Origin of the sequence: Thermogladius calderae 1633 (genome assembly GCF_000264495.1) — an archaeon.
Lineage (GTDB): Archaea > Thermoproteota > Thermoprotei_A > Sulfolobales > Desulfurococcaceae > Thermogladius > Thermogladius calderae.
Genome location: NC_017954.1, coordinates 516009 through 542770 on the forward strand (window position 1 = coordinate 516009; position 26762 = coordinate 542770).

The following is a 26762-nucleotide window of genomic DNA, read 5'->3' on the forward strand; positions in this document are numbered from 1 at the left end:
CGAGGAAGCAAACCATGGTAAAAGAGGTGACCGCAAGACCCTAGATTACTACAGTGAAAACCGTGGATCCCATTAGCGAACCTACACTCCACAACGCTTATTCTCTGCGTTAATCATAGTAGTGCTAGAAGCGTGAGGGGGCCCCAACCGTCGGAGCATGGAAGATTCGTGTCGAGTGGTGGCTTCTAGTGGAAACTCCCGTGTTCACGAGTGCACTAGTAATCTTCAAGCCGAGCTGGAGCTGTATCGAGGTCGCTAAAAAGTTGACAGACCACTTACGGCGTCGTGGGATTGAGGTTGAGAGTGCGTGGGTCGACGACCTCTACAGAATAGAGGGTAAGGAGTTCTCCCTCATAGCCCTCGTAGGGGGAGATGGGACCTTCCTCAGGTTCTCGAGGCTTGCTGGAAAGATCCTCGGCCCCATCTTCCCAGTCCCGTGTGGTAGGAGGACAGCCTTCTACGAGGAAATAAATCCAGAGGAGCTAGGTTCTTTCGTCGACAGGCTTTTCAGCGGCGACTTCTTCATCGAGTACCTGCCGAGAGCAAGGGTGGTTATCGAGAACAGGGAGTACAATGCTTTGAACGAGGTTATGGTAGTCAACGTCGACCAGGGGAGGGTAGGTAGCTTCAAGTTGACGATAAAGACGCCATCGGTCAGCACGGAGTTAGAGGTCGAGAGCGACGGGGTCATCGTAGGGCCTAGTCCGGGCTCCTCTGCCTACAATCTCTCTGCCCGCGGGCCATTAATGGACTTCTCCTACCTAGGACTTTTCGTGAACTTCCTCAACCCCCTGCAGCTCAACTTGACCCCGATAGTACTGCCTTTCACAAGCAAGGTGGTCGTAGAGCCGGAGGTAGTGTCGTCGGTGTATGTCGATGGCGAGAAAGTGTCATCTGTCTACAACACCCCTGTTGAAGCCACTGGCTCCTGGGAGTGGCTGAGAGTGGTTAGGTTTAGAGCCCCACGGGGCTGGATACTCGATGTACTCGCTAAGAGAGCACTCAACTAACAAGGTTGCCATTGTAGGCGATACTGGGGCTTTGCTTGCACGGATCTACTACATGCTCCCCTCCTACCGTTTCGACTTTTACACCACGAGCATTTGTGTCGGTGAGGTTAAAGACCAGGAAAACCGGGAGGCCCTTCTTAAGGCCGTAGACTTGGGCCTGGTAAAGGTCGTTGAGCCGGGGAGCGAGTACCTCCGTAAAGCTACCGACGCGGCGAGGATCGTTGGAGAGCTAAGTAAGGTCTCCGAGGCCGACTTGAGCGTGATAGCACTGGCATTAAAGCTCTCGCAGGAGACCCGCGTTGTCGTGCTCACGGACGACTACAGTGTCCAGAACGTTCTCTACCAGCTAGGGATCGGCTTTAAGCCCGTGAGAACCAGCGGTATTAAGTCGGCTTTCAAATACAGGGAATACTGCCCGACGTGCGGGTATGTACCGGGGAGACCTGGCGAGAAGGTCTGCCCTGTGTGCGGTTCCCCTATAGTGCGGGTCAGGGTTTCCTGAAAACAGCTATGAAGAACCCTGGCATATCGTCTTTCAACGGGTGAAACCGGTAGGCGGCAGTCTCGTCTAAGTAGACCTTGTCCGCTCTGGGCACCCAGCCTAGGTCTAACGGCTCTAGTCCAAGAGACCTCGTAGCGTACAAGACGTTCTCCTCGTTCTCTACTCGAGTGAGTGTACAAGTGGAGTAGACTAGGACTCCCCCCGGTCTCAGGAGACGCCCGGCTACTTTCATGAACTGCCTCTGGTAATCGGCCAGGTTAATCGCGTCCCTGAGAGTCTTCTTGAACGAGAGCTTCGGCCTCACGCCCAAATTGGTGCATGGCGGGTCTATTAGGACTTTGTCTACTCTGTTCTCCAGCAGAGTAACAAGGTCTAGGAACCTCGAGTCGAACGGTAGAGGGAGCACATTTGATGTCAGGCCCAGCCTAGCCAGGTTCTCGACGAGCTTCTCTACTTTCCCAACGCTCCTGTCAACGGCTAAGACGAGGGCCTTTCCCCTCGAGAGCTGGACTATATGCCCAGTCTTTCCACCAGGGCTCGCGTTCATGTCCACCACTAGCTCGGAGCCTGGGAAGACAAGTCTGCCGGCGACCATTGACGGGAAGCTCTGGGGGTAGACCAGGCCCTCCTTGAACTCCGGTAACTCGGCGATCGGGGGAGCCTTATAGACAGACCTAGTGTTGACGGCTACCAACCCCTTCCTCATACTCTTGAGCTGGTCCGATGAAACCGACGCCTCCAGCTCTGCTACTACAAACCCGTTTTTCGTGACAGCCGTCAGAACGTCCCCTCTCTTAAACATGTCGTAGGCGACTACGCCTGGCCGGTACAGGTTAGCACCCATCATTAGAGACTCCGCGGCGATGTCGTCCACGACTATCCGCCTACCGTGATCTCTCACCTGGTAGGGCCCCTCTAACTCTATGTAGATAGCCTCCTCCAGGAGATCGTCTGGCCTGACCTCCACCCCTCTCCTTCTGAGGGACTCTACCACCTCCTCCCGCCGTGTTCTCAGAGTATTCACCCTCAAGTACAACCTTTTAGGAGGGTAGGTGAGCATCTCGAGCAGTCTATCCGTCAGGCTCCCGTAAACCCCCCTCAACTCCATGTATAGCCCGTGGTCTATTCGAGTAGCCTGCACCTCGTCGCCCTCGTACTTGTGCAACTAGGTTCATTTTTATTATCCAATCTATCCATTCAATAATCACGAGGTGATTGGAGTGAGCACTACTAGAGTCACGGACGAAGACCTCAAGAAGGCACTGCTCGAGAAGGAGAAGAAGCCCGGCGACGAGAAGCAGCGGTGGGTGCAGAGAATGATCAAGAAGGCCAAACAGTACCACAAGATATGCCCCTACTTCGACAAGAGAACTAAGATGTGCTTCCTGACCCTCGGGCAGAAGTGCGACAGGGAGGGCAAGTTCGACGTGTGCCCGGTGTTCAAGTCATTCCTCGAGAAGAAGTACGACGAGTTCAAGGCCAAAAACCTCCCACTACCACTAGACTTCGCCGACCTAGTGGCCTCGCCGTTGTAGGCGGTGTTGAGCGCATGTCTGTCAAAGAGTACAGGGTGAGAGACCTAGACAAGGTGTGGTTTGAGTACGACAAACAGAACGACATACTCTACATAAACTTCGGCGACTCCACCGAGGAGGCTGACGAGGAGTTTCTAAGCGAAAACGGCGACGTCGCGTTCAGGATCAAGGAGGGTCGCATCATATCCATAATGATAATCGGCCTGAGCACCAAAGCAGGTTTCACTGTTCTTTAGCCCGAGGGTGTCAGGCCTCTAGTTAAGGACGCTACTCGGGTACAGCTTTCTCGCTCACCTCAGGTGGGCGGAGTTTTTCGTCGAACACTACCTTTAACAGGCCCAGCTTTTTCAAGACCAAGTTTACGTAGTCGGTGATCACGTTCCTGTCAAACCCCATTTTTTCAGCCCTATTCAAGACTATGTTCTCCACGACGCTGTACTTACCGTACTTCTCGTTCAGGTCTTTCCAGGGTATACCGGTCATAGCCTTGATTACCTCGTTGTCCACCGGTAGAATGCCCTTCACCATCATGAAGGCTATGATGGGGTAGCCCACGTACCCTTTGAACACAGTACCGTTGTCGTTGCTGTAGACCCTGTACGAGTTCTCTCCGTCCTTGACTACGACCACTATGTACTCCTTTTCGCCCCTGCTCGATGTGATCTTGGCCGTGTTCTCGTCTACGAGCTTTATTCTCGCGTCACCTATACTCCCAGCAGCCTCTAACACCTTAATCCTAGGGGGCCTAGTCAGGACCTTCAAGCCTAGACAAACCCCGCTAGTCCAGTCTTAGAACAAGAGGAGAATCAGACACCTTGATGGCTTCGCCCTCAATCCTCTGCCCTATACCGAGCCTTAACAGTTCGTTGAACTTGTCCTCCGATACAACGAGCGTGAACTCCGCCGGCGCCCCCTCAATACTCCCGTAAACCTGTACCCGCCTCTCGTCCATAGACTCGAACGAGACTATAACACCTTCAAACCTGACTTTCATCTGTTTTTCAACCCAAAAAATAGGTTGTCTCTAGGTATAAAAATACTTTATGACCTGATCAAACGAAGTGTTTCGTAATATTCACATTCCTGATCAGTGCGTATGGGGCTCTTGTCGGGATCCTTACCTCCCACCACATTATGTCGTAGGTGTCTCTGGTTAGCCCAGCGACGTTCTTGAGGATGTTGGGGAGTTTGTCCGCTATCCTCAGCCTCTCCAGGGGCTTCACAATCCTACCCGACTCGACTAGGAATATAGCGTCTCTAGCGATCGTGGAGAACACGCCCTCAACGTAGTTCTGTAGCCTGGTGTACCAGTTGTTGGTGATGAAGACCCCCCTCTTCACTTCTGAGACTAGCTCGTCGAACTTGTAATCACCGCCCTCGACCACTAGGTTCCAGGCGCGTGGAGAGACCCAGCCGGCGTTACCCGTGGGTTTCGCGTTCAGTTTGGCAGCTGTCTTCGAGTTGTGGAGGATGTTCTTGAGAACCCCCTTCTCTATTATCGGCTTGTTGTACGTCTCGAGTGCTTCGTCGTCGAAGCCGGTAGAGTGAGGCAGTTTTTCGTCCCTCGGGGCGTCCCAGACCGTTAAGAGCGGCGATGCCACTTGCTCCCCGGGTCTCTTGTCCGCGAAGATAGAGGTGCCCGTCAAGACCGAGAGCCCTGTCGACATCCAGGCAACGACGTTTAGCAGTTGAGAGAAGACTAGCGGCGAGAGGATCACGTCGTAGACGCCCGGTTCAACGGGGCTCCTACCCCGGCTCTCGTGGGCTAGCTCCGACGCCTTTAAAGCGGTCTCCTCGATCTTCTTCTCGTCGAGACTCCTCGAGGAGAACCCCCACTGCCCGCTACCGTCCTCTTTAAAGCTCCTGACGTACACTTCTACGCCAGTAGACTCCTCTTCAAGCAGGGCCCCTGTAGACGTCGCCAAGTGCTTTCTCCTCAACCACAAGTCGACTTTCCCAGCAGTGAAGTCTACCTTGTGCTCCCTCGCAGAGGCCTCTAGAACGAGCTCGGCGAGTCTAGACGGGTCTTTCATCGACTCGACGACCCTGGTATCGACGAACGAGAATCCTCCGGCCTTCTTACCCGGCTCTGGTAAAGGCGCGTAGAGCTCGCTCTCGGACACCCTGTCTACGACGTAGCTTATCTCGTGGAGTAGTTTGTCGAGGTCTCTCAGCCTATCCAGTACAACCGACCCGGTGTAAAGCCTCTTATTCTTGCTCAGGTACAAGCTTGCTACCGAGATGTCCCATCTCTGGACTACACTGGGCTGCGAGTTGGCGAACTTCACCATAACCCTGCTTACGTCTTCCACTAGGACGGCAACGTCGCTGAAGCCCATTTCGAGGGCTTTCGAGACGAACCGCGAGGCAAGCTCGCTACCACTCAAAGCCGCCATCACCCCGGGGCAACTCCTAACCTTATCTTAGACAGCTTTACGTCCGGACCGCCGAACCAAACCGGCACACCCTGGCTGGGCTCGCCCTTTCCACACGTGCCAGCGTAGAACCTCAGGTCCTTTGACTTGGCGACTATACTGCTGTAGAACGTCTTGGTCGTGAGCTCTAGCACAGGGTTTCTCACGAACCCCTTCAGCTCGCCCTTCTCTATCAAGTAGGCCTCTAGGCCCACGTACCTCTGGCTCCACCTCTCGTCGTCTATGTTCCACTCCATGTACGACTTGATGTACACGCCGTACTCTATGTCCTCGATGAGCTCCTCGAAGGTGTAGTCGCCCGGTGTTACATAGGTGTTGGACATCCTTATGATGGGTTCGCTGGCGTAGTTCATAGCCCTAGCCGAGCCGTTGGACTCCGTGTTGTACTCGGCTGCAGTGAACCTGTTGTGGAGGTGCTCGTACACCTCGCCCTCCCTGTAAAGGTATTTGGGTCTCGCAGACACACCCTCGTCGTCGTAGAGGAAGAAGCCGTAGCTACCAGGTATAGTCGGGTCGTCCACGACAGTGGCGTTCTCGTTGCCTACCTTGAACCCTCTCATACCTTTCTTTATGAAGCTCATACCTGCCTGAGCGGCCTCCCTGCCGAGGATCCTATCAGCCTCGCTGGGGTGCCCAGCGGACTCGTGTGCCATCAGGCCTACTATCTCGCTCCCCACCAAAACCTCCACGGGCTCGGATGGAGGCGCGCGGGCCTCGAGTAAGACCCTCGCGAGCGTCCCCGCCTCTTCAACAATAGTGCCCACGACCCTCCACTTCTCAACCAGCTCGAAACCGCCGCTTCCACCAAACTCGCGCCACCTCTGAACCACTCCTTTCTGAGGGTGCGAGATCACCATGTTGTAACCGAAGTACAGCCTCGGTATAGTGCTCCTCACGTAGGCGCCCTCGCTAGTTAGTATCACCTTCTCCTCGATGCTCTCCACGTACTCGTTAAACATAACCTTCAGAGAGGCCTCCTTAACGACCTCTCTGCCCCGGCTCCAGAGTTCTCTGAACAGGCCTATCTTCTCGTCTAGCGGCGTGTTCTCGAAGCTTTTGACCACGGGGACCTCGTACTTGACCCTGCCTGTCCTACCAGGGCCTAGCCTGAGGGGGCTCTTCATAAGCCCGCTTAATCTCTTCGCGGTAGCAACCGCCCTCCTAACGGCTTCCAAGATGCCCTCATTGCTAAGGGTACTAGTCGAGGCGAAGCCTAGAGACCCGTCCACGAGTACTCTAACGCCCACCCCTTCTTCAACTTCACGGGACGAGTCGATCAAGTTTCCATTACGTGCTCTCAACGTGAAGTAGTCGTTCTTGTGGTACCTGGCCTCAACGTAAGTAGCGCCCATAGAGGAGGCTTCGGCGATCGCCTTCTGTAGAAGGTCTTCCAAGCTGGTCACACCTCAGAAATATTTAACTATTGCGTCCACTAAATAAAATATGATGCAATTATCGAGGATGAGATGATGTCGACCGAGAACGTCCAAGAATTTACCTTGAGCACAGGGCTAGTGATCGCTGGAGCGTATGCCCAGAAGGTTAGGAGGACGCTGTTTGCACAATTGAAGGATTTGACGAAGAACGATAAGGAGATGGCTAAAGAAGCTGCGAGAGCCACAGCCGAGTTGAACAGGCTGCTCTACTACCTCATAGTAGACGAGCTGAAGAGCGACAAGGGCGATGCTGTTAGGATCAGGGTAAAGTACAAGGTCCACCCCGAGAAGAAAACAATCGAGTGGGACTACAGCAGTCTGGTAGTAGAGTTCTTCAAGAGGGTCAGCGACGAGGAAGTCTCTAAACTTCTCGAAAAGGTGATGAACGAGAAGCTTAAGGAGGTTCAAGAGGCCTTCGGGAGAAGGCCCGGTGGGGAGGAGGCCCCTACAATAGAAACGGAGGAGAAGCATCTCGAGAGGGTTGAGACAGAGGTTGTAGGGCCGGCTACAGCTATTGAGATGATAGTAGACCTGTACGAGATAGGCGAGACCACCATGGGGACTAGACTGCTGAAGATCGAGGGGCCCGGAGGCGAGTCCTTAGGAGTAGTGGAACTCAACGAGAGGGAGGGGAAAGTACTGGGCGAGGTACTCCTGGTAGACGGCGGCGAAGGCTATAGGGCGGTAATATCGTTGCCGGGGAGTATTGAGAAGCTACTGGAGGAGAAGACTAAGGTAATCGAGGAGATCAAGAAGGCAAAGTACGAGAAGATAGGTAAGGAGGAGGCTCAGCATCTTCTTAGAGAGAAAATGAGCATGTTGTGAGACTCTACCTCGTGAAGTCCCTGTACAACGAGTTGATTTTTTCCACGAAGGTTTCAAAGAGGCTAGCAGGAACTCTAGCGCCAGCCGCGAAGGGGTGTCCCCCTCCTTGGACATCAATGGTTTTACTGATCGCCCTCAACAACCTGTTTAGATCGACCCTGTCGCTTCTCAGGCTCATAACTAGTAAGTGACCGCGGGTCTCGTACGCCAGCCCGATTAGACCACCACCGTATATCTTTGCGTAGTTCGCAGCACGACCCACGCTACCCGGCGGGTTCTCGACGATAGAGACCACGCCCCTAGTGTAAACAGACATCTTGACTTTTAGCCTAAGCTCCTCGTCCAGCCTGCTCTGCTTCAATGCTCTCTCGTAGAGCTCGGCTATAGAGCTCGGTAGCTGATTCTGGCTTAAGGCGTGAAGCACCTGCCTTTTAAAGTCGTACTGCCTACCCGTGCCCTCTAGACCCTGGATCAAGACCCCCGCCTCGTAATAGACAAACCTCTTGTCCCATCTCGCCAAATGCTCACGAACCCATGGCGTTTCGTCTATATAGTCGCCTATAGCCCCGTACAACCCTACCCTGGAGTAGTCCGGGTCGAGGTATTTCTCGACGTACCTATAAGTCAGCTCTGACGCTGAGCAGCAAGTGTCGTGGATGAACTCAACGTTGTTCACTCCCTTGAACTCCTCTGGCAAGGGGTGGTGGTCTATGTAGACCACTTTTCCCGCCTCGCCCCGCTTCTCCAGTAGTTCGACCACCTGCCTGAACGTCTTCTCGTCTAGTGCTATATCGGCTATGTAAATGTGGTCCCCCTGGCTCGTGAACTCGGTGAGGTCTTTCAAGATGCCAGCAGGGTGTGTGAAGTAGACTGAGACCTCTCCTTTCTTTTCCAAGTAGGCCTTCAGGAGAGCGCCGCTACAGACTCCGTCGCTATCCCCGTGGACTAAGATCTTGATCAACCCTATTCACCCCGTGAAAAGTAAGACAGGGTGTCAGCCCCGCGCGGATACTTCACTACTCAGACCTGCCACGTTTCTTCATCCAAGTAGGGAATTATAGAAGGAGGCGCACCTATTAACCTAACCCGGTCTCTTAAAACTGGTCCTCCCCGATTTCAGTAGGGGGAGAATGCCGGCCGGGATCGACGTAGGTAAGGCTTCAGACGACATACTGGGGCTCCCGAACGAAGACATCGTTCAGGAGTTTCTAGCAGTACTCGAGGCGTCGGGTGCGAGCCAGGAGACGGTGAAGGCTTATAGGGCGGCCCTCACGGACTTCCTGTCGTTCATTGGTAACAAGCCCCTGAGAGAGGTTACTTTAAGGGATATCGTGGCCTGGAGGAACGACAGGTTGAGGAACGGGTTCAAGGGGAGGAAGACCGAAGAGAAGGACTCTTGGTTGACAACGCTTCACTACTACACGATTTACTTGAAGAAGTTCTTCAAGTGGCTGGGGCTCCCGGTTACGATCCCCTCGGTCAAGAAGCCTCCCAGGAGAGTAGAGGCCTTGAGCGACGAGGAGGTTAACAGGCTCCTGTCAGCGGCTAGCAAGGTAGAGGAGAAGGTCGTCCTGAAGATCCTGCTGGACACGGGTTTGAGAAGCAGAGAGTTGTTGTCGCTCAGGGTCTCGGACGTAAACTTCGACGAGAGAGTGATCAGGGTCAGGGAGGCAAAGTACGGCAGGGAGAGGTACGTCACGGCCACTCAGGATACATTCGAGGCGATCAAGGCGTACGTCAAGCTGAAAAATCTGGGGCCGGGCGACAAGTTGTTCGATTACACGTATTCAGGGCTTTACAAGATGCTCAAGAGGCTGGCGAGGAAAGCAGGACTCGACGAGTCTAAAGTCAGGCCGCACGTTCTCAGGCACACCTTCGCGACAAGAGCTCTCAGGATGGGACTGAGCCTCAACGCTCTTCAGCGAATACTGGGCCACAGCGATATCAAGACAACGCAGGTCTACCTGCACTTGACAATAGAAGACCTGAAATACGAGTACGCTCAGAAGATGGACTCCACCAGCAGAGGGGTGAAGAGGTGTGTTAGTTGCGGGAGGCCTATACCCCTCGACGCTTTGTTTTGCCCGTACTGTGGGGCTAGGCAGGGCACGCCCGGCGAGCAAGCGAGCATGACGGTCTAGGCTAGCTCGTCCAAGAGTCTCGCGACAAGTAACTTCACGGTGTTCTGGTACTGGGGATTTCTACGGTGGTACTCGTCAACGAGCGATTCGCCGTCGGCCACAGGGTACTCGTCGCTGTAACCCCCAAGCGCCTCTATAAGTTCTTCGCTCAGCGCGACTACGGCGACGTCGTCGACAGGTATTCTCCATTTCTCTTCGCTATACTTGACCTCTAGGAGAGCCCTCAGGTACTCCTTGTCGTCCTGTAGCCCTCGTAGCTCAACACGATAGTAGGGGGTTATGAAGTGTATTACTGCGTAGCCTTGTAGAACCCCCTCCCTCTCTATCTTGACCGACACGACCTCGCTCTGGTCTACGAGAACTGTGTGAGGGCCTTCTTCGACCTCGTAGCCTCGGGCCCTCAGGTACTCGATAAACCTGTCTACGTCCTTAACGGGAACTCTTACTACCCTGAGCATTTTACGACCTCGACGGACTTAATTACGGTATACGGTCTCTTAACATTATAATGCTGCGGTGTCTGAATGGGGCTTCGCGTCTTTAGAGGACCTTTTGCAGAGGAGGTTGTAACAGGCTCCACTACCGAGCAGGTAGTTGTGCGCGGTCTTGAAGAGCTGTTTGTCGAAGTAGCAGACTGGGTCAAGGTCTTCGATACCCCAGTCGTCTCGTGGGTGGAGGAGAGCTGCCGAGTAGTAGCCGGGGACACCGTTGTGGAGTGCCGTGTTATGCCGCCTGTAACCGATTTCGAGGTAGAAGGCAGACTGGTAGTTTCTCAAACCCCCATGGATATGCCCGACCGGGCACCCGAGGGCTCAATACTACTCGCCGGCTACACGGGTAGCGCTCTAGGACTGAGCCAGATGGTACAGGAGGCAGTCTCAAGGGGGTTTAGCGGTGTGATCACCTACGACCCGACTAGGGACTCTTTCAAGAGAGAAGTAGTGTCGGGCTCGGCTAGGATATCGCTGGAGGCAGGCTCGCCACCCGCGGTCCCGGTAGTCTCCATTAAAGCAGAAGACGCGAGGAGACTGGCCAAGCTCTCTGGTACAAGGATAGGGCTGTCGGGTAAGGCTAAACTCGTGAGAGGCGCCGTAGGGAAAACAGTCGTAGCGGGCCTCAACGGTAGAGGGGAACTGGAGGTCCACGTCACCGCACACCACGACCACTGGCTGAGCGGGTACTACGATGACCTCGCTGGGCTAGAGACCCTCCTACAGGTTGCTCGCCTCCTGAGACAAATAAGCCGTGCAGTCAATGTGGTTCTCGTCAGCTTTACGGCGAAAGAGTTCGGATCGCCGGGGCTAACGACGTGGTATTGGTCGTGGGGGAGTAGGTACTTCCTCGAGGCACTGGCTTCTAGGGGGAAGGACGAGGGAGTCATAGCCAGTATAACAGTGGACAACCTCAGCGGAGAGAGCGTGAGGGTTTCCTCTCACCCCTTACTGGACGGCTGTGCTGAGAAAGCTGCGCTTGGAGTACAGGCTTACTTCGATGGGTCGCGATACCTACCCTACCTCGACTCCTACAGCTACCTACTACACTCAATACCTTCCGTGGCAGTACACGACCAGCCACGCCACTTGTCAAGGGGGCACGTCGAGGAGGCTGTAGAAGAGCAGCGGTTGAGACGCCTCGTCGAGAGGCTTGCGGAGCTGACAGCCAACATCGCCGTGTGCCTGTCGACTCAGGAGACCGACCTCGGACAACGCCGTCCAGAAGACCTCTTTCCTTACGGGGACTCGGAGCTTAGATACCTTGCTGGCAAAATCGCGATGATATTGGACAGCGCTGGCAGTCTCAAGGAGAAAGCCAAGGTTCTGAAGGAGTTTCACGCAACGGTAGCCTACTACGAACCGTGGCTCGAGGTGAGCTACGGGCTTCTCGAGGACGTCGTCGCCGTTAAAAGAGTCATGGAGGAGGTCGAGAAGGGCGTGGGCGGCAGGTTTGCTGTCGAGGCCCTCGACAACGGGCTGTTAATAGAGCTCCTCGTGAACGACTTCAACAGGAGTGTCGCGGCTTTGGCATTAGCCGAGGTCTACAGGAGGAGGGTGAGACGGTACCTGGAGAAGTCGAACAACATCGTTGCGAGGATGAAGGGAGTAGTCTGATCGCGCCTTATTTAAAAGTTATTTTGGGTATCTCAACTCAATAAGGTTAGAGTCAAGGTGCCTGTATTGTCGAAGATCGATAAATTCAGTAACTTCCCAGAGTGGTACCACGACATACTACGCGACGCGGACATAGTAGACATAAGGTACCCAGTCAAGGGTATGATAGTATGGAGGCCATACGGCCTCAAAGCGCTTAGGCTCGCTCAAGGCATCCTGATAAGGCTCCTCGAGGAGACAGGCCACCAGGAGGCGTATTTCCCGACTTTTATCCCCGAGTCTGTGTTCTCGAAGGAGAAGGACTTTCTCGAAGGCTTCGGTGGCGAGACTTTCGTCGTAGAAGGCACTATGAGCAAGAAGTTCAACGAGAGATTGCTCGTTAGGCCCACTAGCGAGACGGTAATGTACTACATGTGGAACCTTTGGATCAAGGGTAGAAAAGACCTGCCTCTCAAAATGTACCAGATGGTTAACGTCTTTAGGTACGAGACTAAGATGACCCACCCCATCCTGAGAGTACGAGAGATAATGGGCTTCATAGAGGCCCACACGGCGCACGCCACAATGCAGGAGGCCGAGGAGCAGATCAAAGAGGCAATATCAATTTACAAGCAGTTCTTCGACTCACTCCTCCTCCCCTACTTCATAGTCAAAACACCGCCCTGGGACACCTTCGCTGGTGCTGAGTACAACTACGACTTCGTAACTGCCGCACCGGACGGGAAGGGGCTCGAACTAGGGAGTGTAATAAACCTGGGTCAGAGGTTTGCCAAGGCGTTCGACCTGAGGTTCCTCGACAGCGATGGGCAGTACAAGTTCGTGTACCAGACGTGCTACGGGGTTAGCGAGAGAGTCCTAGGAGCCGTAATAGCAGTCCATGGGGACGAGAGGGGCCTCTTCTTCCCCCCTGTCGTAGCGCCCATCCAGGTAGTCATAGTACCTATATTCAGAGAAGGCGAGGAAGACGTCGTTGACTACGCAAGGAAAGTACTGAAAGTACTAAAGGAGAGCGGCGTGAGGGCCCACCTAGACTTAGACACAGAGCACTCGCCAGGCTGGAAGTACTACTACTGGGAGCTGAAGGGGGTCCCCACGAGAGTAGAGATCGGGAGAAGAGAGACGTCGTCGAACACGGTCACAATAGTCAGGCGCGATAACCTGGAGAAGAAGACGGTACCTCTCGAAAAGCTCGTAGACACGCTCAAAGAAACATGGCTCCAGATCGAGACCCACCTGAAGAGCAGGGCTCTTGATTACCTCAAGAAGCTGACCATTATTCCTCACAGGCAACCCCAAACGGAGAAGGGCCTCATAGTGGCGGCCTGGGACGGGACTAAGGCGTGTGCCGAGAGACTCGAGCAGGTGTACGGTAAGAATGTACTGGGGGAGATCGTCGAGTCGCCCATAGAGCTACCGCCTCTGAGCGAGTTTGAGAACTTGTGCGAGAAGCAGCCGGATAGGTACGCTCTCCTGGGTGTGACGTACTAGATCGAGACATTTATAAGGACTCTAAAGTTTTCAATATCCTACGACAGGGTGGTTAGATGAGCGAGTACATAAAACAATTCAAGATACAACTTGCTAGTAAAGTTCGCGGCGTGACATTCCAGGACAGGGGTGCCAACGTCACGTCCGTCCTCATGGGAGGGAGCGTTAGGGCGGTCGTGAAAGACGAGGGCGACTACGTGGTGGTTACCATAGACAACAAGGACTTCAAATACGACAAGTGGTACACTAAGCCCCAACACTTGGCTGATACAATAGCGGTCTACCTCAGCACCAAGAAGTGACCTGTGGCGTCCAGGCGTTTTTAGGAGCAAGAGCGACTCTCTTTATTTCGAGGTATCCCTCGTACTCGGTCACAGACCTCACCACGCCGTCTACGTTCAGCCTGTACCTGAAGAGCGGCATGTCGACGACAAGGGTCTCTGCTTCACCGCCCTCGAACGACGGGTTAAAGCCGTACTTCTTCGAGAGCCTGATTATAGAGTCCACGTCTTCCCTGGTGATCTCCTTTCCTATTAAGCTATGTGGCAGCCCCATTGTCGAGACCCGGACTATTATGAACTTAACCCCCATGTCCAGGATTTTGTACAAGTACTCTTCCTCGTTTACCCCCCACCAGGGAGCGTAGACTTCGAGCCCCACTCTACCGGCCACCTCCTCGAAGACCCTCTTCTGGAACCTGCTGTACAGCCCACCTGTTATGAGCGACTCGACTCCGTACTTCTTTTTCACGCGGTCTAGCGCCTTCTCCAGCACGTCTCTCTCCTTGCTCTCGTTAGAAACGCTTACGGTCTCAAGAGGTACACCGAGAGAATAGCTCTGTAGGCTTAGTGCTTGGAAGTGTGGTCTGTGGTATAAGTAGGAGTAGTCGTAATGGGGGATCACCGAGACGAGAACGGCTATCTTGTACCCTTTCATCGAAGCCTTTAGCAAGGCCGAGGAGGAGTCCTTGCCGCCGGTAAACATGACAGCCGCGCTGGTTATATCTCTTCACCCGCTTTATATGAGTATGTCTACTAGACAGGAGTTTAATCATGCGCGTTTACGTTCTAGTGGGTGGTGCCCCCAGGAAGGGCTTTGAACAGAAGAGGGGCCTATCAATCGGTGTGGAGTATAAGGGGCTGTACATAGTCTTCGACGCAGGCCCCGACGCCTACGTAATAGCAAACAACGCGGGCTTGTCAGGCTTCCCACTGGACTTAGTAGACCACGTGGTGATATCTCACGCCCACTCGCCTCACATAGGCGGCTTGGAAGCCATAGGGTGGGAGGCGCCCTTCGCCAAACTTTACCTCCCCTACGCCTCCATGGAGACGCTCGGTAGGCAAGCCCAGAAATGGCAGCTGAGCCCAGTAGAGGTCGTGAAGGAGACGAGGGTTGTCGATGGCGTTGTGATCTCGAGGCCTTTCCACGGCCCTCCATGGGAGCACTTCATGTTGGTCGAACTCGAGAGTGGTAGAGGGGAGTACGCCCTGTTCACGGGCTGCTTCCACCCCGCTGTCAGGGGGGTGTTAGCGGACATTTCGAACAGGTACAGGGTAACCACGGTGATAGGAGGCTTCCACCTTGAGACGGCGCCGCCAGAGACTGTGAGAGGGTTTGCCGAGGACATAGCCTTGAGGCTACGTGCCGAGCGGGTGTTTCCTCTTCACTGTAGCGGGGGCTTGGTCGGTGAGTTACTATCGGAGAGATTTAAGCTGGACGTGAGGTATCTGAGAACAGGTGACGTAGTTGACCTTTAGCGAGGAGGGCGAGCTGGGAAAACTAGTACTCGCTATGCGCGAGCTTTTCCAGCTAGGACTAATAAACCCTAGAGGAGGGAACGGCAGTGTCCTCCTGGACGAGAGGCACATAGCCATCACGCCATCAGGTGTCGCTAAGCAGTGGCTCAAGGTTGAAGACCTGGTAATTTACGACATGGAAAAAGGCGAGTCTCGAGGGAGGTTCAAGCCCTCGATCGAGGTCAACGCCCATGTCTTGACATACAAAAAGGTCAAGGATGCGAAAGCAGTACTCCACGCTCACCCCCCGTTAGTTCTTGCTTTAACGGAACGCTTCACGAAGTCCAGGTCGCGGAGAAGGTGGTGGGAGACAGGTCTAGTGGAAGTGGAGTACAGCATCGGCAAAGCAGAGGTCGCCGAGCCGTTCCAGCCCGGGAGCATGGAGTTGGCAGAGGAAGTCTCGAGCAAGCTTGCCTCTGGGGCGCGGGTCGTTATCGTCCCTAAGCACGGCGTCTTTGCGTGGGGGCGGACAGTCGAAGAGGCGATGGACGCCATAGTGGCCTTGGAGCTCGTAGCCAAGTATACTCTCGCGTGGCTCTTCTTAGTAAAGTAGCTACCTAAGCCCTAGTAGCCCGCGCCTGTAACCTGCCAGTAGGACTCCTATCACCGTCTTTGCGTCCCTTATCTCGCCTCCCAAGACCTTCAAGAGTACCTCCCTGAAGGGTACTCTGGTCACTTCTATTAGCTCGTGAGGTTCGGGCTTTGCCCCCTTGAACTCTAGACCCTCCGCCTCGAAGATGTGCATTACCTCTGTGCTATAACCGGGCACAGGGTAGACTGTCGCTAGTCTTGTCAGCTTACGCGGGTAGAACCCCGTCTCCTCGACCAGCTCTCTCCTAGCGGCATCTTCGGGGCTTTCCCCCTTGTCTAGGACGCCTGCTGGAACCTCGACAATGTACTCGCCCATAGGGGCTCGGAACTGCCTTATAACGATGATCTCGTTGTCGTTGACGAACGGGACTACTACAGAGCTCTCGGGGAAGACCACTACGTCTCTGGCGAACCTCCGCGACCCGTACTCGTAGTGCCTACGTATCACGTCAAACCTCAAGCCCCTGAACAATACCTGCTCCTCTAGAACCTTGGGAACGTCCCCCGTACACCACACCCCTCGACACCATTTAAACCATCTTTAACGCAAATAAAAGAGTCAGGGGTCGAGTTTTGAGATTCAGGTTCGGACCTGCAGGCAAGCCCTTTTCGATGAAGTCTACCGACATTCTAAAGGCCCCGGCTTTCCTGAGAGACCTGGGCTTGAACGCCATGGAGTACGAGGCCGTCAGGGGGGTGAACATCACAGAGGGGAAGGCAAGGGCGTTCGGCGAGGAGGCGGCGAAAAACAATATTCTTCTGAGCCTTCATGCCCCCTACTTCATAAACCTGTCGAGCAAGAACGCCAAGACCGTAGAGGCGAGCATTGAGCGGCTGAAGCAGAGCGTTCTGGCGTCTTACTGGATGGGGGCGTACGTTGTGGTATTCCACCCCGGCTACTACAAGGACATGCCGAGTCCCAAAGAAGCTCTGAAAGCTGTCATAGAAAATTTGAATGTTGTTGCCGACTACAGGGACTCGATCGGGGCGAAGAACGTGTGGCTGGGCCCCGAGACCACAGGCAAGACGTCACAAGTCGGCGACTTGGATGAGACCATAGAGATATCCAGCAGGGTTCCTGGTACGAGGCCTGTAGTGGACTGGGCCCACCTCTATGCCAGGTACGAGGGGAGGTTCATAGTATCCAAAGACGACGTCATTTGGGTGGTGGACAAGATCGAGAAGAACCTGGGTAGCTGGGCTCTCAAACCCCTCCACATGCACTTTTCCAGGATCGAGTACGGGCGTGGCGGGGAGAGGGAACACCACATGCTCAACGAGTTAGGGTACGGCCCGGACTTCGAGATCGTGTGTAGCGCTCTCGCAGAAGTCGGCGTAGAGGGTGTTTTTATAAGCGAGAGCCCCGTTCTTGAACATGACGCCATCATAATGAAGAACATCTGTGCCAAGGTCTGCGGTGAAGCTTGTGTTGGGGAAGCTGAGAAAGAGGTTGGGGGCGAAGGTAGATGAACTAGGAGGAAAACTAGGAAGACTGGGAGTTAGACCCGTTCACTTGACCTTGGCAGGCCTGGTTTTCTCGACTCTCGCCCTCCTGCTGTCCTTCAAGGGGGACATACCCGCTTATACCGCCCTCCTTGCGCTGTCAGGGCTTATGGACATGTTGGACGGCCCTGTGGCTAGGGCGACTGGCCGTGCTACACCGCTAGGGGCCTTCCTAGACTCGTTCATGGACAGAGTCTCCGACGTGTTCTTGATCGTCTCCTTCGTAAACTTCGGAGTGGACTGGGGCATGGTCACCGCCCTGGTGGTAGTATCCCTCCTAATCAGCTACACTAGGGCGAGGGCTGAGAGCCTCGGGGTCCCGCTCGAAGGAGTAGGGTTGATAGAGAGAGGCGAGAGAGTGGTCGCGCTGTTCATTTCGGCAGTATTATTGGCTTTAAACCGGGTAGCTGGTTATATGGTGCTGTCCCTGCTACTGGCGTTATCGGTTGAGACGGTCGTCCACAGGGTTGTCCACGTGATATACCGGATGAAACGCTAGACCTTGGACAAGTCGTAGTGCCCCGCGATAGTGAGAGGTGTCCTGAACGACACGTAGCCTAGCCTGAGCACGTGGCTCTTGAGCACCCCCACTCTGTCACCACAGCGAGTCACAAAGTCCTTGTACTCGGGAGGTAGGTCGAGCGAGGAGACGTGGGTCTTGTCCATTCGTAGCACTATCTTCGTGTTCGCCAGTTGGAGGATTATGTCGTGGACGTCGTCTGGGCTGTGAGTGCTGAAGACGAGCCCGAGTCCTCTGCTACGTCCCAGCCTCGCGATCCTGTCTATCATGCCACTCACGTGCTCTATAAACTCCTCGGTCCCCCCTCCCTTAGAGGGGAAGAACCTGTGCGCCTCGTCGACGAATATTACAACGGGCTGCGTCCTCATCCGCTCTCTGCTCTTTGCCAGCTTCCATTCAAAGACCCTGTTGAGGATTCTGTAGGCTGCTATGCCTATCACTTTTTCGGGGTCCGCCGGCGAGTACTCCTGGAGGAAGTCGAGGTCGACTACTATAGGGAGGTCAGAGAACACGGTCTTGTGCTTCTCGAGGATGTCGGAGATCGGTGGCTCCACGAGGTAGTCCTCTCCACCCCCCACGCCTATATCGAAGACGCCCGTGTCGATCAGCGAGCCTAGCTGTCTCAAGATGTTTTCCAGGGTGCTCTTGTGGACTGCAAGGTCTTCTACGACTTCCACCAGCTCTCTCCACCTTCCAGTTGGCGTGCCGCCTTTGTGCTCCATGTAGTACCTTGCGACGCGGAGTAGGTCGTAGAGCTCGTTGAGGGTCTTAATAGGGCTGCCTAGGTCTTCCAGCCTCTTCATTAGCCTGGAGAGGGTGTCCTTGGCCTGCCTAGTGAAGTAGGGGTTTAAGACAATGAACTCTCTAGGCGAGAAGTCGCTGAACCTGAAGCTGTAGGGGATAATGTAGAGGGTGAAGGACTCCTCCTCTGGGTACTTGACTGTCACGACTATCTTCACGAACCTCAACGGGCTACGGCCCGGCTCCTCGTGTACGACGAGCTCTCTTATGCTCCAAGCCCAGTTAAACCTCTCGAAGAAGGGCCCGTAGGTGTCCGAGACGTAGGCCTCGCTTATGTCCTTCAGCGCTTTAGCCCAGGTCTGCGAGCCTCTAGCGTACTGCTCAACGACCAGGTTTGTAATGGGGAGGACTACGACAAGCCCGTCCGGCCTCCTGGCCTTCTTCGAGAAGTACTCGACTAGCGCCCTCTCGCTGTATGGTACGTCCTCGGGGAAGACAGGCCTCAGCGGTAGAGAGACGTAGTCCTTGTTCGGGTCTAGGATTATGATAGTAACGTCATGTGAAGTAGTTATGTCATACTTACTATAAATCGACGTGACGATGTTCTTCAGCAGGGTGGTCTTCCCGCTTCCTGTAGTGCCCAGGACGAGTACGTGTTGGTAAAACGTGTTCACCGGGAGGAAGAGGGGTACTTGTGCGTCGAATATGGGCCTGTCCCCTGTGGTGACGAAACCTACGAACACGCCGGTCGTGGGTAGTCCCAGCATGAACTGTGCTGTGGACGCCTCGCGGGGTCTGATGACGGGGCTCTGGGGCTCCACCACGTAGTTCGCTATGCTCACGGTCGAGGTTTCGGGGTCGTAGGACAGGAGAGGCTTAGCCTTAACGCGAGTCCTAGTCAGTAGACCTGTGACCTCAGGGCTGAGAGCGGGAGTGTAGACCTCGGGGATCGACAACTCGGCTAGGATGTCCCTCCTCTCAACCGATATCACGCGTAGGCTGATCACGTGACCTGTCTTCAAATCCACGACGGCAAGAAAGCTCCCGGCAGAGGCCACGTCGACAAACTTGTCGAAGTAGATGACCGGGTCTACATCGAATACTACGAGACCCCCCTCCTCGTCTATTAAGGAAGGGCTAGTCCGCGAGACGAAACCTATTACCTCCCCGAGCTTATTCGCTGTCTCGACGGCCTTACTAGCCCTAGAGCTCAACTCTCTGATAATACTTTCACTCATGTAGAGCATCCATCGATATAATGTTCGATCTATGGACTTAAATACTGGAGGGTCGACTCGCGGTCTACGCCGACGGCTAGCATTACATTCCTCGCGATTGCCTCACTGAGCCTCTTAGCCCTCTGGTCGGCGATGACAATACTTAGCGGGATGCCCGCACCAGTGCAGACGGAGTCGAAGAGAACAGGCTGGATGTCCCTTAGGTTACTCGCGTTGCCGAGCGTCTCGACCCTGAAAAAGACGTAGCTCCCTGTTTCACCCCCAACGAACCTCCTAGGCACGCATATATACCACATGCTCCTATCCACTTTTCTCCCGTCGATCTCGCTCCTGACGTGGATCGGCCCTAGGGCGAAGGGGGACGCCTTCTTTCCAACGAACATCCTCTCAGACAAGATCGACAAGTACGCGTGGTCGCTGACCTTCTCGACCCCAAGTTTAAACGGGTCGTCGCGCGACAGGATGTGAGTGTACTGTAACCTCTTGACGATGCCGAAGACCCTAGTGGTGGAGTCGATCTTTTCGACGATCTCGAGCCTCCTTCTCATCAGTAGACTCCAGTTCTCCTTGTATACATCTATGAGACGGCTTCTTCCACGTGCCTCTGTAACCGGGTGTGTGGGGAGGAAGAGGGGGCCGTCTAGGAACACTAGCTCGCCCCAGCCCAACACGTTCTCGAGTACCTTGTTCTCGAGCTCTACGCGGTGCTCCTCGAGGGCTAGAGCCTTGTTGTACTCGGGCGGGTACGGGCGTGATGAGGGGTCTCTATACTCGACTCCCAGCTCCGCCAGCACGTTGTAGTTGAACGGCTCCACTTCTGGTATAACTAGTATGTACTTGTGGTCGCCTTGTGTCAATATCGAGGAGGGAGCTGGTATATCGAACGCTCTGAGGCCTAGCCTGCTGATCCCTGTTGCTGAGCCCACGGCTATGAACATGTACGGAGTGTCCACGACGCGGCTACTGCTGTCCACGCCTACGATACCCTTCGGCATCGCCTGTGTGCAGTATTCGCGGCCCAGCTCGTAGACCCCGACCCCCGACCCTTCCACGTCCCCGCTCTCGACGGTCACGGTATACTGCCTAGACTCCTCTACCCTGACGACCCGGCCCGAGCTTCTGCTTATCTCGTATAGTGCGCTAATTATGCTGAACGCCAAACGTGTTTACCGAGTATTAATGTATCCTTTAAAATTGGTTTAATTATGTCTCTATAGCTTAGGCTGAGCCCGTTAGTGTGTCGACCCATGGAGAAGCCCAAGAGAGTACTGGTCGCCGGCGACTGGGATGCCGACGGTATCGTCTCGGCCGCCCTGCTGGTCTACACACAGGAGAAGCTGTCCCTCTACCCGCTCAAAAGCGTGAGCATAGTAGACAGGGTCCCCGTCGACCCCGATAGGTTGAGGTACATGCTCAACAGCATCTCGACACACTACGACCTGGTGGTCTTCCTAGATCTCCCATACGTCCCGTTCACCGGCAACGTGCTGAAGATGATGAAACAGCACTTTGGAGTAGGGAAGATAATGTACGTAGACCACCACTTGTCGACACTGCAGCACGAGGAGGAGCTTAGGCAGATAGTAGACGTCCTCCTCGTAGACCACAGGCAACCAACGGTGGGCCTTCTAATGGACGAGCTCTCGAAGAACGGCATTAGAGTACACAAGCGGCTCGAGAGCTTCGCAATGGCGGTCAGGTACATGGACGCCGGTAAAAGGGTGCCACCCGAGTACATGAAGATATTCGAGATAACGAAGACGATCTCGAAGGCTTTGACAGCGGTCAGAGACGACGAGTTGTGGGTCAAGATCGTGAACTGGCTGGCAGACCCCACGCCGCTACCGATGCCTCTTGACGAGCAGGTCATGGACAAGGTCAAGGAGGTGATCGATAAGAGAGACAGCGAGCTGAGAGAGGTGGCCATGTCCCTCGCGATCGAGGCGGTCAAGGTCGGGGATCTAAGGTTTATAGACGCGAGGAAGAAGTGGAAGAAGCGCGGAGCCACGGCACTGGCCTCCAAACTCGCGAGCATACTTAGGGCTCCTGTGGCCCTGCTAGTCGATACGAACAAGAACCACAGTCTCCTGGTTATAAAGGCCTCGCGGGGTAGAGCTTACAGGATAGCAAAGTACCTGGTGGGAGAAGGCGTGGCATACGACATCGCGGGACACCCGAATCTCGCGATCGTCAGAGTAGAGAAGGAGATCGACAAGAAAGTGATACTGGACGCCCTCCAGCAGGCCCTTTTCTACACTGCTTGAGCTCTGTAAGGGTATTAAAGCCCTGGGAACCTACCTACACTTCTGAGGCAATGTGTTTTGCTCGAGGTAATCATAACAAGGAGTTCGTTGACAAAGCACAGGCCTTGGTTCGACCACCCCGAGAATCCTGGTAGAGTGAGTAAGATCCTCGACACTCTCAAGAGGATGGGCTCGGTAACGTATAGAGTGTGGAGCGACGTGACGGACATTGGAGAGGCTGTTGACGTCGCTAGTAGGGTCCACAGCCGCGACTACATCGAGAGACTAATCGACATCTCTAAGAGAGGTACCGCTCTCCTGGACGGCGATACATACATCGCCTCTGACAGTCTCGAACTGGCGCTAGAGTCGTTTCTACTCTCTTACAGGTTCGCGAGCGAGCTGAGAGGCGTCTCCTTCCTCGTCATTAGACCTCCTGGACACCACGCCGGGAAGAGGGGCAGGACGAGAGGCGTCTCGAGCAACGGGTTCTGCCTCTTGAACAACGCAGCAGCGGGCGTCCTCGGTTTCAGGCACAGGGGTTTCAAGAACATCGCTATACTAGATTTCGACGTCCACTACGGGAACGGTACAATGGAGATATTCTACAGGGAGAGGATCCTCCACATAGACCTCCACCAACACCCCGACACCCTTTACCCGTATACGGGGTATCCCGATGAAATCGGGGAGGGTGAGGGGTTCGGCTTCAAGGCGAATTTTGTCTTCCAGCCCTATACGGGCGACGACTCTTACACGGCGGCATTGGATTACGTTGGAGACCTACTCTCAAGGTACCAGCCCGACGCGCTCGTGGTCTCCGCGGGCTTCGACGGATACGCAGACGACGGGCTGGCCGACCTCTCGCTGTCTGAGGCGTCGTATTACAGGCTGGGGAGACTCGTGAAAGACTTGGGCGTCCCTACTCTGGTAGTACTCGAGGGTGGTTATACAAGGGGGCTCGAGGAGGGCTTTAGAGCCTTCATTGAGGGTCTCGCTGGACTAGACAAGTCTTACACCCCAACAACTAGCCCTAGGGGCGTCGCCAGGTTCAACGAGCAGGTCAATAGGGGTGTTTATGAGCAGTTGGCGAAGAGGGTGGGGTGATGTACGAGACCGAGGCTAAGATAAGGGTTAACGGTAGCAGGGAGGCTGTGGTAACCTGGTTTACGAGTATAGGGTTCCAGTACGTAGACTCCTGCTACGAAGAGGACGTCTACTACACGCACCCCTGTAGGGACTTCGCCGAGACAGACGAGGCGTTGAGGTTTAGGTACAGGAGGTGTAGTAGTGGTGACGCCTACATCCTGACGTATAAGGGGCCTAGGGTTAACGAGGGCTTCATTAAGACCAGGCTCGAGCTGGAGACCAGGCTCGAAGAGAGCCAGGTGAAGAGTGTATTAAGGATGCTCGAGATGCTCGGCTTCACAGGGAAGTTCGTCGTGAGGAAGAACAGGGTCACGCTAAGAAACGGGGGGTTGACGGTCAGCGTTGACGAAGTCGAGGATCTAGGCGTCTTCGTCGAGGTGGAGGGTAAGGGTATTGAACCCCTACTGAGAGAGGTCGCTTTAACTCCTTGGTTCGGCGGCTTCGTCGGTAAAACATATCTAGAACTCATGTTAGAGAAGAGTAAGGTGTGAGGTTTGTCCCACCAGAGACAGGCAGTCCATGTCAGGGCCTCTGGAGGACGCATCCTTTCTCTGATATACAATAAATTCATGGGAGACCAGGTTAGCAGGATAAGCGAGCTGACCGATCCCCGTGTAGTGTACGTGACAGACCTCGTGTCGTGTCACCACAAGTTCCACTTGAGAAAGCTGTACCCCGAGCTATCCCTCAGCTTTGAGCCCTCGGCTATAATGGGGAACCTTATACACGCAGGTATAGAGTCTATAGTGCTCCAACACGGGTTTGTTCCAGAGTACACCCTGGAGAAACACGTGATCGTCGGGGGCTCCGTGTACGTTTTAAAGGGTAGGGTTGACGCCTACAACATAGAGACGAGGGAAGTCCTCGAGATAAAATCGGTGAAGACTTTCCAGGGGGAGCCCTACGACCACCACGTCCACCAGCTCAACATGTACCTCAACCTCCTGAACTCCCCTAGGGGTTACCTCCTCTACGTCTCACCCGATAGGATAGTGGAGTACGTAGTAGAGCCATTCCACGTCGACATTGAGGAGGAGGTGGCGAGGCTCTTAATGGACGAGAAGCACCCAATGTACCCCTGGGAGTGCCGCTACTGCCCGTACAGGAAGATATGCCCGTACAGGAGACCCGAAGGTGAAGCCGAGCGCGAGGCGACACTATGACAGTAATGCTCGTGGTATGGGGTAATCGGTTCAACTAGCATCTATGCTTCTCTGCACCAGGGGTTTAGAGATCGAGTCCCCCGGTTTTTACACGCGGGCAAGTCCGGCGCCGAAGACGTGTCGGAGGAGGTAGATGCAGGCCCCTACACGCAACACGTGGCATTTACTGTTTACGCCAACGCCCAGGTACGGGGGAGATGCCAGTTTTTCCGGCCGATTACGAAGGGCCTTCGCCACGTTACCGGCCCGGCTTACTATGGGCGTGGCTACGAGGACGGGCGTGCGTCAGGGGTTAACAGCGACCATTACAGCCGAACAAAGCCTCGAATGGCTAGTGTGCCCTTTGTTTTGGCGTGCCACACCAGTGTTGCATGGCCTGTCAGCACTCAAGACCCATTTCATCCCGTCGAGGTAGTCAAATACCCGAGCTCATCACTCGAATAGGTACATGGTTTCCAGGTGTTTAAAGTGTTGTCTACTCAACCGGCCGTTGGCTCGCTGGGTTTAATAGGTGTGAGGGTCAATTTCTCTCCTCGGTATACGATCTGAGGGTGCCCGGAGTGGAGAGGGACAGGGTAGGCAGGACCATACTGCTCCTCGTCCTTCTCAGCGTAGCTGGCGGTCTCCTCAAGATCTACGGTAGCCTCACCGGTGGTTCGAGAGCCGTGTTCGTCGACGCTATGACGTCGATAGGAAATAGCGTCACTATAGCCCTGACCTACAAGTACTTCAGGGAGAGCTTGAAGCCCCCTGACCTCGACCACCACTACGGTCACTACAAGATGTTGATGGGAGCCCCCGTGTCAACCCTAATGGTATACTCGTTCGTAGCTGGAGTCGTGTTATTCGACCTAGTAGAGTCCTACGGGAGCCCCTACAAGGTGGGCTACGAGTCCCCCCTTTTCGCAGCGCTCGCAGTGGTACCCTACGGGGTAGCAGTGGCCATATCGAAGAGCTCGAGGAGCTTCTTAGCCGTGTACGGGGGTTTTACAGTTATCGAACTCATAGAGAGCTCGGTCTCGATAGCGTCGTCCCTCGGTGGGATGGCGGTGAGTTACACGATCGACTACGCAGGAGCGCTAGTCCTACTGGGTTACTTGTTCTTCGAGCTGGTGTCCAGCTTCCGAGAGGTCATCCTCTCCTACAGCGACGTAGCCCCGATCGATGTAGTCGAGAGAGTTCACGCCGTAGTCAGAGAACTTGGCGTCGAAGTCTCAAGGGTAAGGGTTAGGAAAGTGGCCGACGGGCTGTACCAGGGGGACGTAGTAATAAGAGTCAAGCCGGGGACTTCGGTAGATGAGGCGCACGCTATCATGGACAAGGTCGAGAAAGAGCTGGCTAAGCACGGTATCGAAGTGGTGGTTCACGTCGAGCCGTAGGCGTCTAGCCCGCCCTCCTTATCACTAACTCGTTGTCCAGTCTAACCCCGAGTTCCCGAGATGCGTCGCCCATGTTCACTCCTAGCTCGAGGTAGTCAAAGCTACTTATATAACAAGCCAGCCCCCCTTCATGGACTAAGCTGAAACTACGGGTAAGGGTGCACTCCCTCTTCACACTCCCCGCCTCTACTAGCAGCATGTCGCCCATTCTCCAGCCGAGGGAGTCCAAGAGCCAAGGCTCAACGTTGGTCAACACGTTCCCGTACACGTCTATGTATATGACCCTCGCCTTCACAGCCCCGTCGTGGACCGAGGGCTTTGGTATCTCGATCACTTGTATACTGTTTGAGTCCACTCTCGTGCCCAGCTCACTAAGCGGCACGCCGAGGCTAGCGTAGGCAGCCACAGGGGCGAATATGTCCCTGCCGTGGAACGTCCCGGATACCCTCTCCAGGCGGTACCTCGACTCACCTATGTCGTAGACCTCCTCGACACCGTCCTCTATAGCCAGAAGTGAGAGAAGTCCGTTGTCCGGCCCGATGAGGATGTAGTTCCTCGTCTTTACCAGAATACTCCTCCTCTGGCTACCGACTCCCGGGTCTACAACAGCCACGAAGATGGTGCCCGGAGGGAAGTACTTTGCGGAAGACTTCAGGACTAAGGCGCCCTCTCTAACGTTTTGTCTCTCGATCCCGTGCGTCAAGTCCACTATCTCGGCGGCGGGGTTTATCCTCTTGATTACGCCCTTCAGGACCCCCACGTAAGGGTCTTTGTAGCCGTAGTCCGTTAACAGGACGATCAAAGGCATAGCAAGCCCCAGTCTAAGACACATTATTATAGGCGACTATAACTAACTCTTAAATAGCCGGGGATGAGTACGACGGGCGGCCTGACACGTGATGACCCATTGTAGCACTAACCCGGCCCAGGGTTAAACCCTCCCCAGAAGTAATGTA

At 54.7% G+C, this 26762-nt stretch carries 30 protein-coding genes; 18 read left to right on the forward strand and 12 right to left on the reverse strand.

From position 1 onward, the window contains the following. Nucleotides 1-188: 188 nt before the first annotated feature. The gene (locus TCELL_RS02985) at nucleotides 189-1010 is read left to right on the forward strand and encodes an NAD(+)/NADH kinase (RefSeq protein ID WP_048162999.1); all 822 of its coding nucleotides are present in this window, start codon (nucleotides 189-191) and stop codon (nucleotides 1008-1010) included. Then, entirely contained in the window at nucleotides 982-1512 is a 531-nt protein-coding gene (locus TCELL_RS02990) for an NOB1 family endonuclease (protein ID WP_048163000.1), read from the forward strand. The genes TCELL_RS02985 and TCELL_RS02990 overlap by 29 nt, the downstream gene beginning before the upstream one ends. Here the strand turns inward: TCELL_RS02990 and TCELL_RS02995 are convergent. Then, nucleotides 1499-2677, reverse strand: a complete 1179-nt coding sequence (locus TCELL_RS02995) for an RsmB/NOP family class I SAM-dependent RNA methyltransferase (RefSeq protein ID WP_014737245.1) — start codon at nucleotides 2675-2677, stop codon at nucleotides 1499-1501. The two genes, TCELL_RS02990 and TCELL_RS02995, sit on opposite strands and share 14 nt — an antisense overlap. Nucleotides 2678-2732: 55 nt before the next feature. Here TCELL_RS02995 and TCELL_RS03000 point away from each other — a divergent pair, with 55 nt between their 5' ends. Together TCELL_RS03000 and TCELL_RS03005 are read left to right on the forward strand one after the other, a co-directional pair. After that, complete coding sequence (locus TCELL_RS03000) at nucleotides 2733-3047, forward strand: hypothetical protein (protein ID WP_014737246.1); 315 nt, start codon at nucleotides 2733-2735, stop codon at nucleotides 3045-3047. A gap of 14 nt (nucleotides 3048-3061) precedes the next feature. Then, entirely contained in the window at nucleotides 3062-3283 is a 222-nt protein-coding gene (locus TCELL_RS03005; RefSeq protein ID WP_014737247.1) for a DUF2283 domain-containing protein, read from the forward strand. A gap of 31 nt (nucleotides 3284-3314) precedes the next feature. Here TCELL_RS03005 and TCELL_RS03010 read toward each other — a convergent pair whose 3' ends face one another. The 4 genes from TCELL_RS03010 to TCELL_RS03025 are packed head-to-tail and all read right to left on the reverse strand — an operon-like array spanning nucleotide 3315 to nucleotide 6876. Then, nucleotides 3315-3809, reverse strand: a complete 495-nt coding sequence (locus TCELL_RS03010) for a hypothetical protein (protein WP_014737248.1) — start codon at nucleotides 3807-3809, stop codon at nucleotides 3315-3317. Nucleotides 3810-3825: 16 nt separating this feature from the next. Continuing rightward, a complete protein-coding gene (locus TCELL_RS03015) occupies nucleotides 3826-4041 on the reverse strand; it encodes a hypothetical protein (RefSeq protein ID WP_014737249.1) in 216 nt (71 codons plus the stop codon). A gap of 58 nt (nucleotides 4042-4099) precedes the next feature. Beyond that, nucleotides 4100-5443, reverse strand: coding sequence for a TldD/PmbA family protein (locus TCELL_RS03020; RefSeq protein WP_014737250.1), 1344 nt, complete (start codon nucleotides 5441-5443; stop codon nucleotides 4100-4102). Then, the gene (locus TCELL_RS03025; protein WP_048163002.1) at nucleotides 5443-6876 is read right to left on the reverse strand and encodes a TldD/PmbA family protein; all 1434 of its coding nucleotides are present in this window, start codon (nucleotides 6874-6876) and stop codon (nucleotides 5443-5445) included. Before TCELL_RS03025 ends, TCELL_RS03020 begins: the two co-directional genes overlap by 1 nt. Nucleotides 6877-6981: 105 nt before the next feature. On the opposite strand from TCELL_RS03025, the gene TCELL_RS03030 reads away from it, so the two are divergent. After that, complete coding sequence (locus TCELL_RS03030) at nucleotides 6982-7743, forward strand: DUF2258 domain-containing protein (protein WP_238529041.1); 762 nt, start codon at nucleotides 6982-6984, stop codon at nucleotides 7741-7743. A 4-nt stretch (nucleotides 7744-7747) separates the two neighbouring features. Here the strand turns inward: TCELL_RS03030 and TCELL_RS03035 are convergent, their stop codons facing one another. Next, nucleotides 7748-8704 (reverse strand): DHHA1 domain-containing protein, encoded by a 957-nt coding sequence (locus TCELL_RS03035; RefSeq protein WP_014737253.1) that lies wholly within the window; start codon nucleotides 8702-8704, stop codon nucleotides 7748-7750. Nucleotides 8705-8873: 169 nt separating this feature from the next. On the opposite strand from TCELL_RS03035, the gene xerA reads away from it, so the two are divergent. Continuing rightward, nucleotides 8874-9884, forward strand: a complete 1011-nt coding sequence (gene xerA, locus TCELL_RS03040; RefSeq protein ID WP_014737254.1) for a site-specific tyrosine recombinase/integron integrase — start codon at nucleotides 8874-8876, stop codon at nucleotides 9882-9884. Here the strand turns inward: xerA and TCELL_RS03045 are convergent. Continuing rightward, on the reverse strand, nucleotides 9881-10342 hold the full coding sequence (locus TCELL_RS03045; protein WP_014737255.1) for a hypothetical protein: 462 nt from the start codon (nucleotides 10340-10342) through the stop codon (nucleotides 9881-9883). The genes xerA and TCELL_RS03045 overlap by 4 nt on opposite strands. 66 nt (nucleotides 10343-10408) lie before the next feature. Here TCELL_RS03045 and TCELL_RS03050 point away from each other — a divergent pair, with 66 nt between their 5' ends. From TCELL_RS03050 to TCELL_RS03060, 3 genes are read left to right on the forward strand one after another with little or no spacing between them, the layout of a single operon-like run. Further along, nucleotides 10409-11992: a M28 family peptidase gene (locus tag TCELL_RS03050; RefSeq protein WP_014737256.1), complete on the forward strand. Its 1584-nt coding sequence runs from the start codon at nucleotides 10409-10411 to the stop codon at nucleotides 11990-11992. 57 nt (nucleotides 11993-12049) lie between these two features. After that, nucleotides 12050-13480, forward strand: coding sequence for a proline--tRNA ligase (proS, locus tag TCELL_RS03055; RefSeq protein ID WP_014737257.1), 1431 nt, complete (start codon nucleotides 12050-12052; stop codon nucleotides 13478-13480). 56 nt (nucleotides 13481-13536) lie between these two features. Then, nucleotides 13537-13782 (forward strand): hypothetical protein, encoded by a 246-nt coding sequence (locus TCELL_RS03060; RefSeq protein ID WP_014737258.1) that lies wholly within the window; start codon nucleotides 13537-13539, stop codon nucleotides 13780-13782. Here TCELL_RS03060 and TCELL_RS03065 read toward each other — a convergent pair. Continuing rightward, complete coding sequence (locus TCELL_RS03065) at nucleotides 13766-14464, reverse strand: diphthine--ammonia ligase (protein ID WP_014737259.1); 699 nt, start codon at nucleotides 14462-14464, stop codon at nucleotides 13766-13768. The two genes, TCELL_RS03060 and TCELL_RS03065, sit on opposite strands and share 17 nt — an antisense overlap. Before the next feature lie 68 nt (nucleotides 14465-14532). On the opposite strand from TCELL_RS03065, the gene TCELL_RS03070 reads away from it, so the two are divergent. Then, nucleotides 14533-15240 carry an MBL fold metallo-hydrolase gene (locus TCELL_RS03070; RefSeq protein ID WP_014737260.1) on the forward strand — a complete coding sequence of 236 codons (708 nt, stop codon included), beginning with the start codon at nucleotides 14533-14535 and terminating at the stop codon, nucleotides 15238-15240. Further along, nucleotides 15230-15832, forward strand: coding sequence for a class II aldolase/adducin family protein (locus TCELL_RS03075; RefSeq protein WP_014737261.1), 603 nt, complete (start codon nucleotides 15230-15232; stop codon nucleotides 15830-15832). Before TCELL_RS03070 ends, TCELL_RS03075 begins: the two co-directional genes overlap by 11 nt. On the opposite strand, the gene TCELL_RS03080 is transcribed toward TCELL_RS03075, so the two are convergent. Next, nucleotides 15833-16387, reverse strand: coding sequence for an NUDIX hydrolase (locus tag TCELL_RS03080; protein WP_014737262.1), 555 nt, complete (start codon nucleotides 16385-16387; stop codon nucleotides 15833-15835). A gap of 95 nt (nucleotides 16388-16482) precedes the next feature. On the opposite strand from TCELL_RS03080, the gene TCELL_RS03085 reads away from it, so the two are divergent. Together TCELL_RS03085 and TCELL_RS03090 are read left to right on the forward strand one after the other, a co-directional pair. Beyond that, nucleotides 16483-17340, forward strand: a complete 858-nt coding sequence (locus TCELL_RS03085) for a TIM barrel protein (protein ID WP_014737263.1) — start codon at nucleotides 16483-16485, stop codon at nucleotides 17338-17340. Further along, nucleotides 17300-17872, forward strand: coding sequence for a CDP-alcohol phosphatidyltransferase family protein (locus TCELL_RS03090; protein WP_157864690.1), 573 nt, complete (start codon nucleotides 17300-17302; stop codon nucleotides 17870-17872). The genes TCELL_RS03085 and TCELL_RS03090 overlap by 41 nt, the downstream gene beginning before the upstream one ends. On the opposite strand, the gene TCELL_RS03095 is transcribed toward TCELL_RS03090, so the two are convergent. Both TCELL_RS03095 and TCELL_RS03100 read right to left on the reverse strand, forming a co-directional pair. Further along, on the reverse strand, nucleotides 17869-19872 hold the full coding sequence (locus TCELL_RS03095; RefSeq protein ID WP_157864691.1) for an ATP-binding protein: 2004 nt from the start codon (nucleotides 19870-19872) through the stop codon (nucleotides 17869-17871). The two genes, TCELL_RS03090 and TCELL_RS03095, sit on opposite strands and share 4 nt — an antisense overlap. Nucleotides 19873-19901: 29 nt before the next feature. After that, nucleotides 19902-21032 (reverse strand): DNA double-strand break repair nuclease NurA, encoded by a 1131-nt coding sequence (locus tag TCELL_RS03100; RefSeq protein ID WP_014737266.1) that lies wholly within the window; start codon nucleotides 21030-21032, stop codon nucleotides 19902-19904. A gap of 87 nt (nucleotides 21033-21119) precedes the next feature. Here TCELL_RS03100 and TCELL_RS03105 point away from each other — a divergent pair, with 87 nt between their 5' ends. The 5 genes from TCELL_RS03105 (at nucleotide 21120) to TCELL_RS03125 (ending at nucleotide 25806) form a co-directional block, all read left to right on the forward strand. After that, nucleotides 21120-22136, forward strand: coding sequence for a single-stranded-DNA-specific exonuclease RecJ family protein (locus TCELL_RS03105; protein ID WP_014737267.1), 1017 nt, complete (start codon nucleotides 21120-21122; stop codon nucleotides 22134-22136). A 57-nt stretch (nucleotides 22137-22193) separates the two neighbouring features. Further along, a complete protein-coding gene (locus TCELL_RS03110) occupies nucleotides 22194-23222 on the forward strand; it encodes a histone deacetylase family protein (protein ID WP_014737268.1) in 1029 nt (342 codons plus the stop codon). Beyond that, on the forward strand, nucleotides 23222-23755 hold the full coding sequence (gene cyaB / locus TCELL_RS03115; protein WP_014737269.1) for a class IV adenylate cyclase: 534 nt from the start codon (nucleotides 23222-23224) through the stop codon (nucleotides 23753-23755). The genes TCELL_RS03110 and cyaB overlap by 1 nt, the downstream gene beginning before the upstream one ends. 3 nt (nucleotides 23756-23758) lie before the next feature. Continuing rightward, on the forward strand, nucleotides 23759-24427 hold the full coding sequence (gene cas4 / locus TCELL_RS03120; protein WP_157864692.1) for a CRISPR-associated protein Cas4: 669 nt from the start codon (nucleotides 23759-23761) through the stop codon (nucleotides 24425-24427). Between the two features lie 560 nt (nucleotides 24428-24987). Continuing rightward, nucleotides 24988-25806, forward strand: coding sequence for a cation diffusion facilitator family transporter (locus TCELL_RS03125; protein ID WP_014737271.1), 819 nt, complete (start codon nucleotides 24988-24990; stop codon nucleotides 25804-25806). 4 nt (nucleotides 25807-25810) lie between these two features. Here TCELL_RS03125 and TCELL_RS03130 read toward each other — a convergent pair whose 3' ends face one another. Further along, entirely contained in the window at nucleotides 25811-26614 is an 804-nt protein-coding gene (locus TCELL_RS03130; protein ID WP_014737272.1) for an SAM hydrolase/SAM-dependent halogenase family protein, read from the reverse strand. Nucleotides 26615-26762 lie beyond the last annotated feature (148 nt).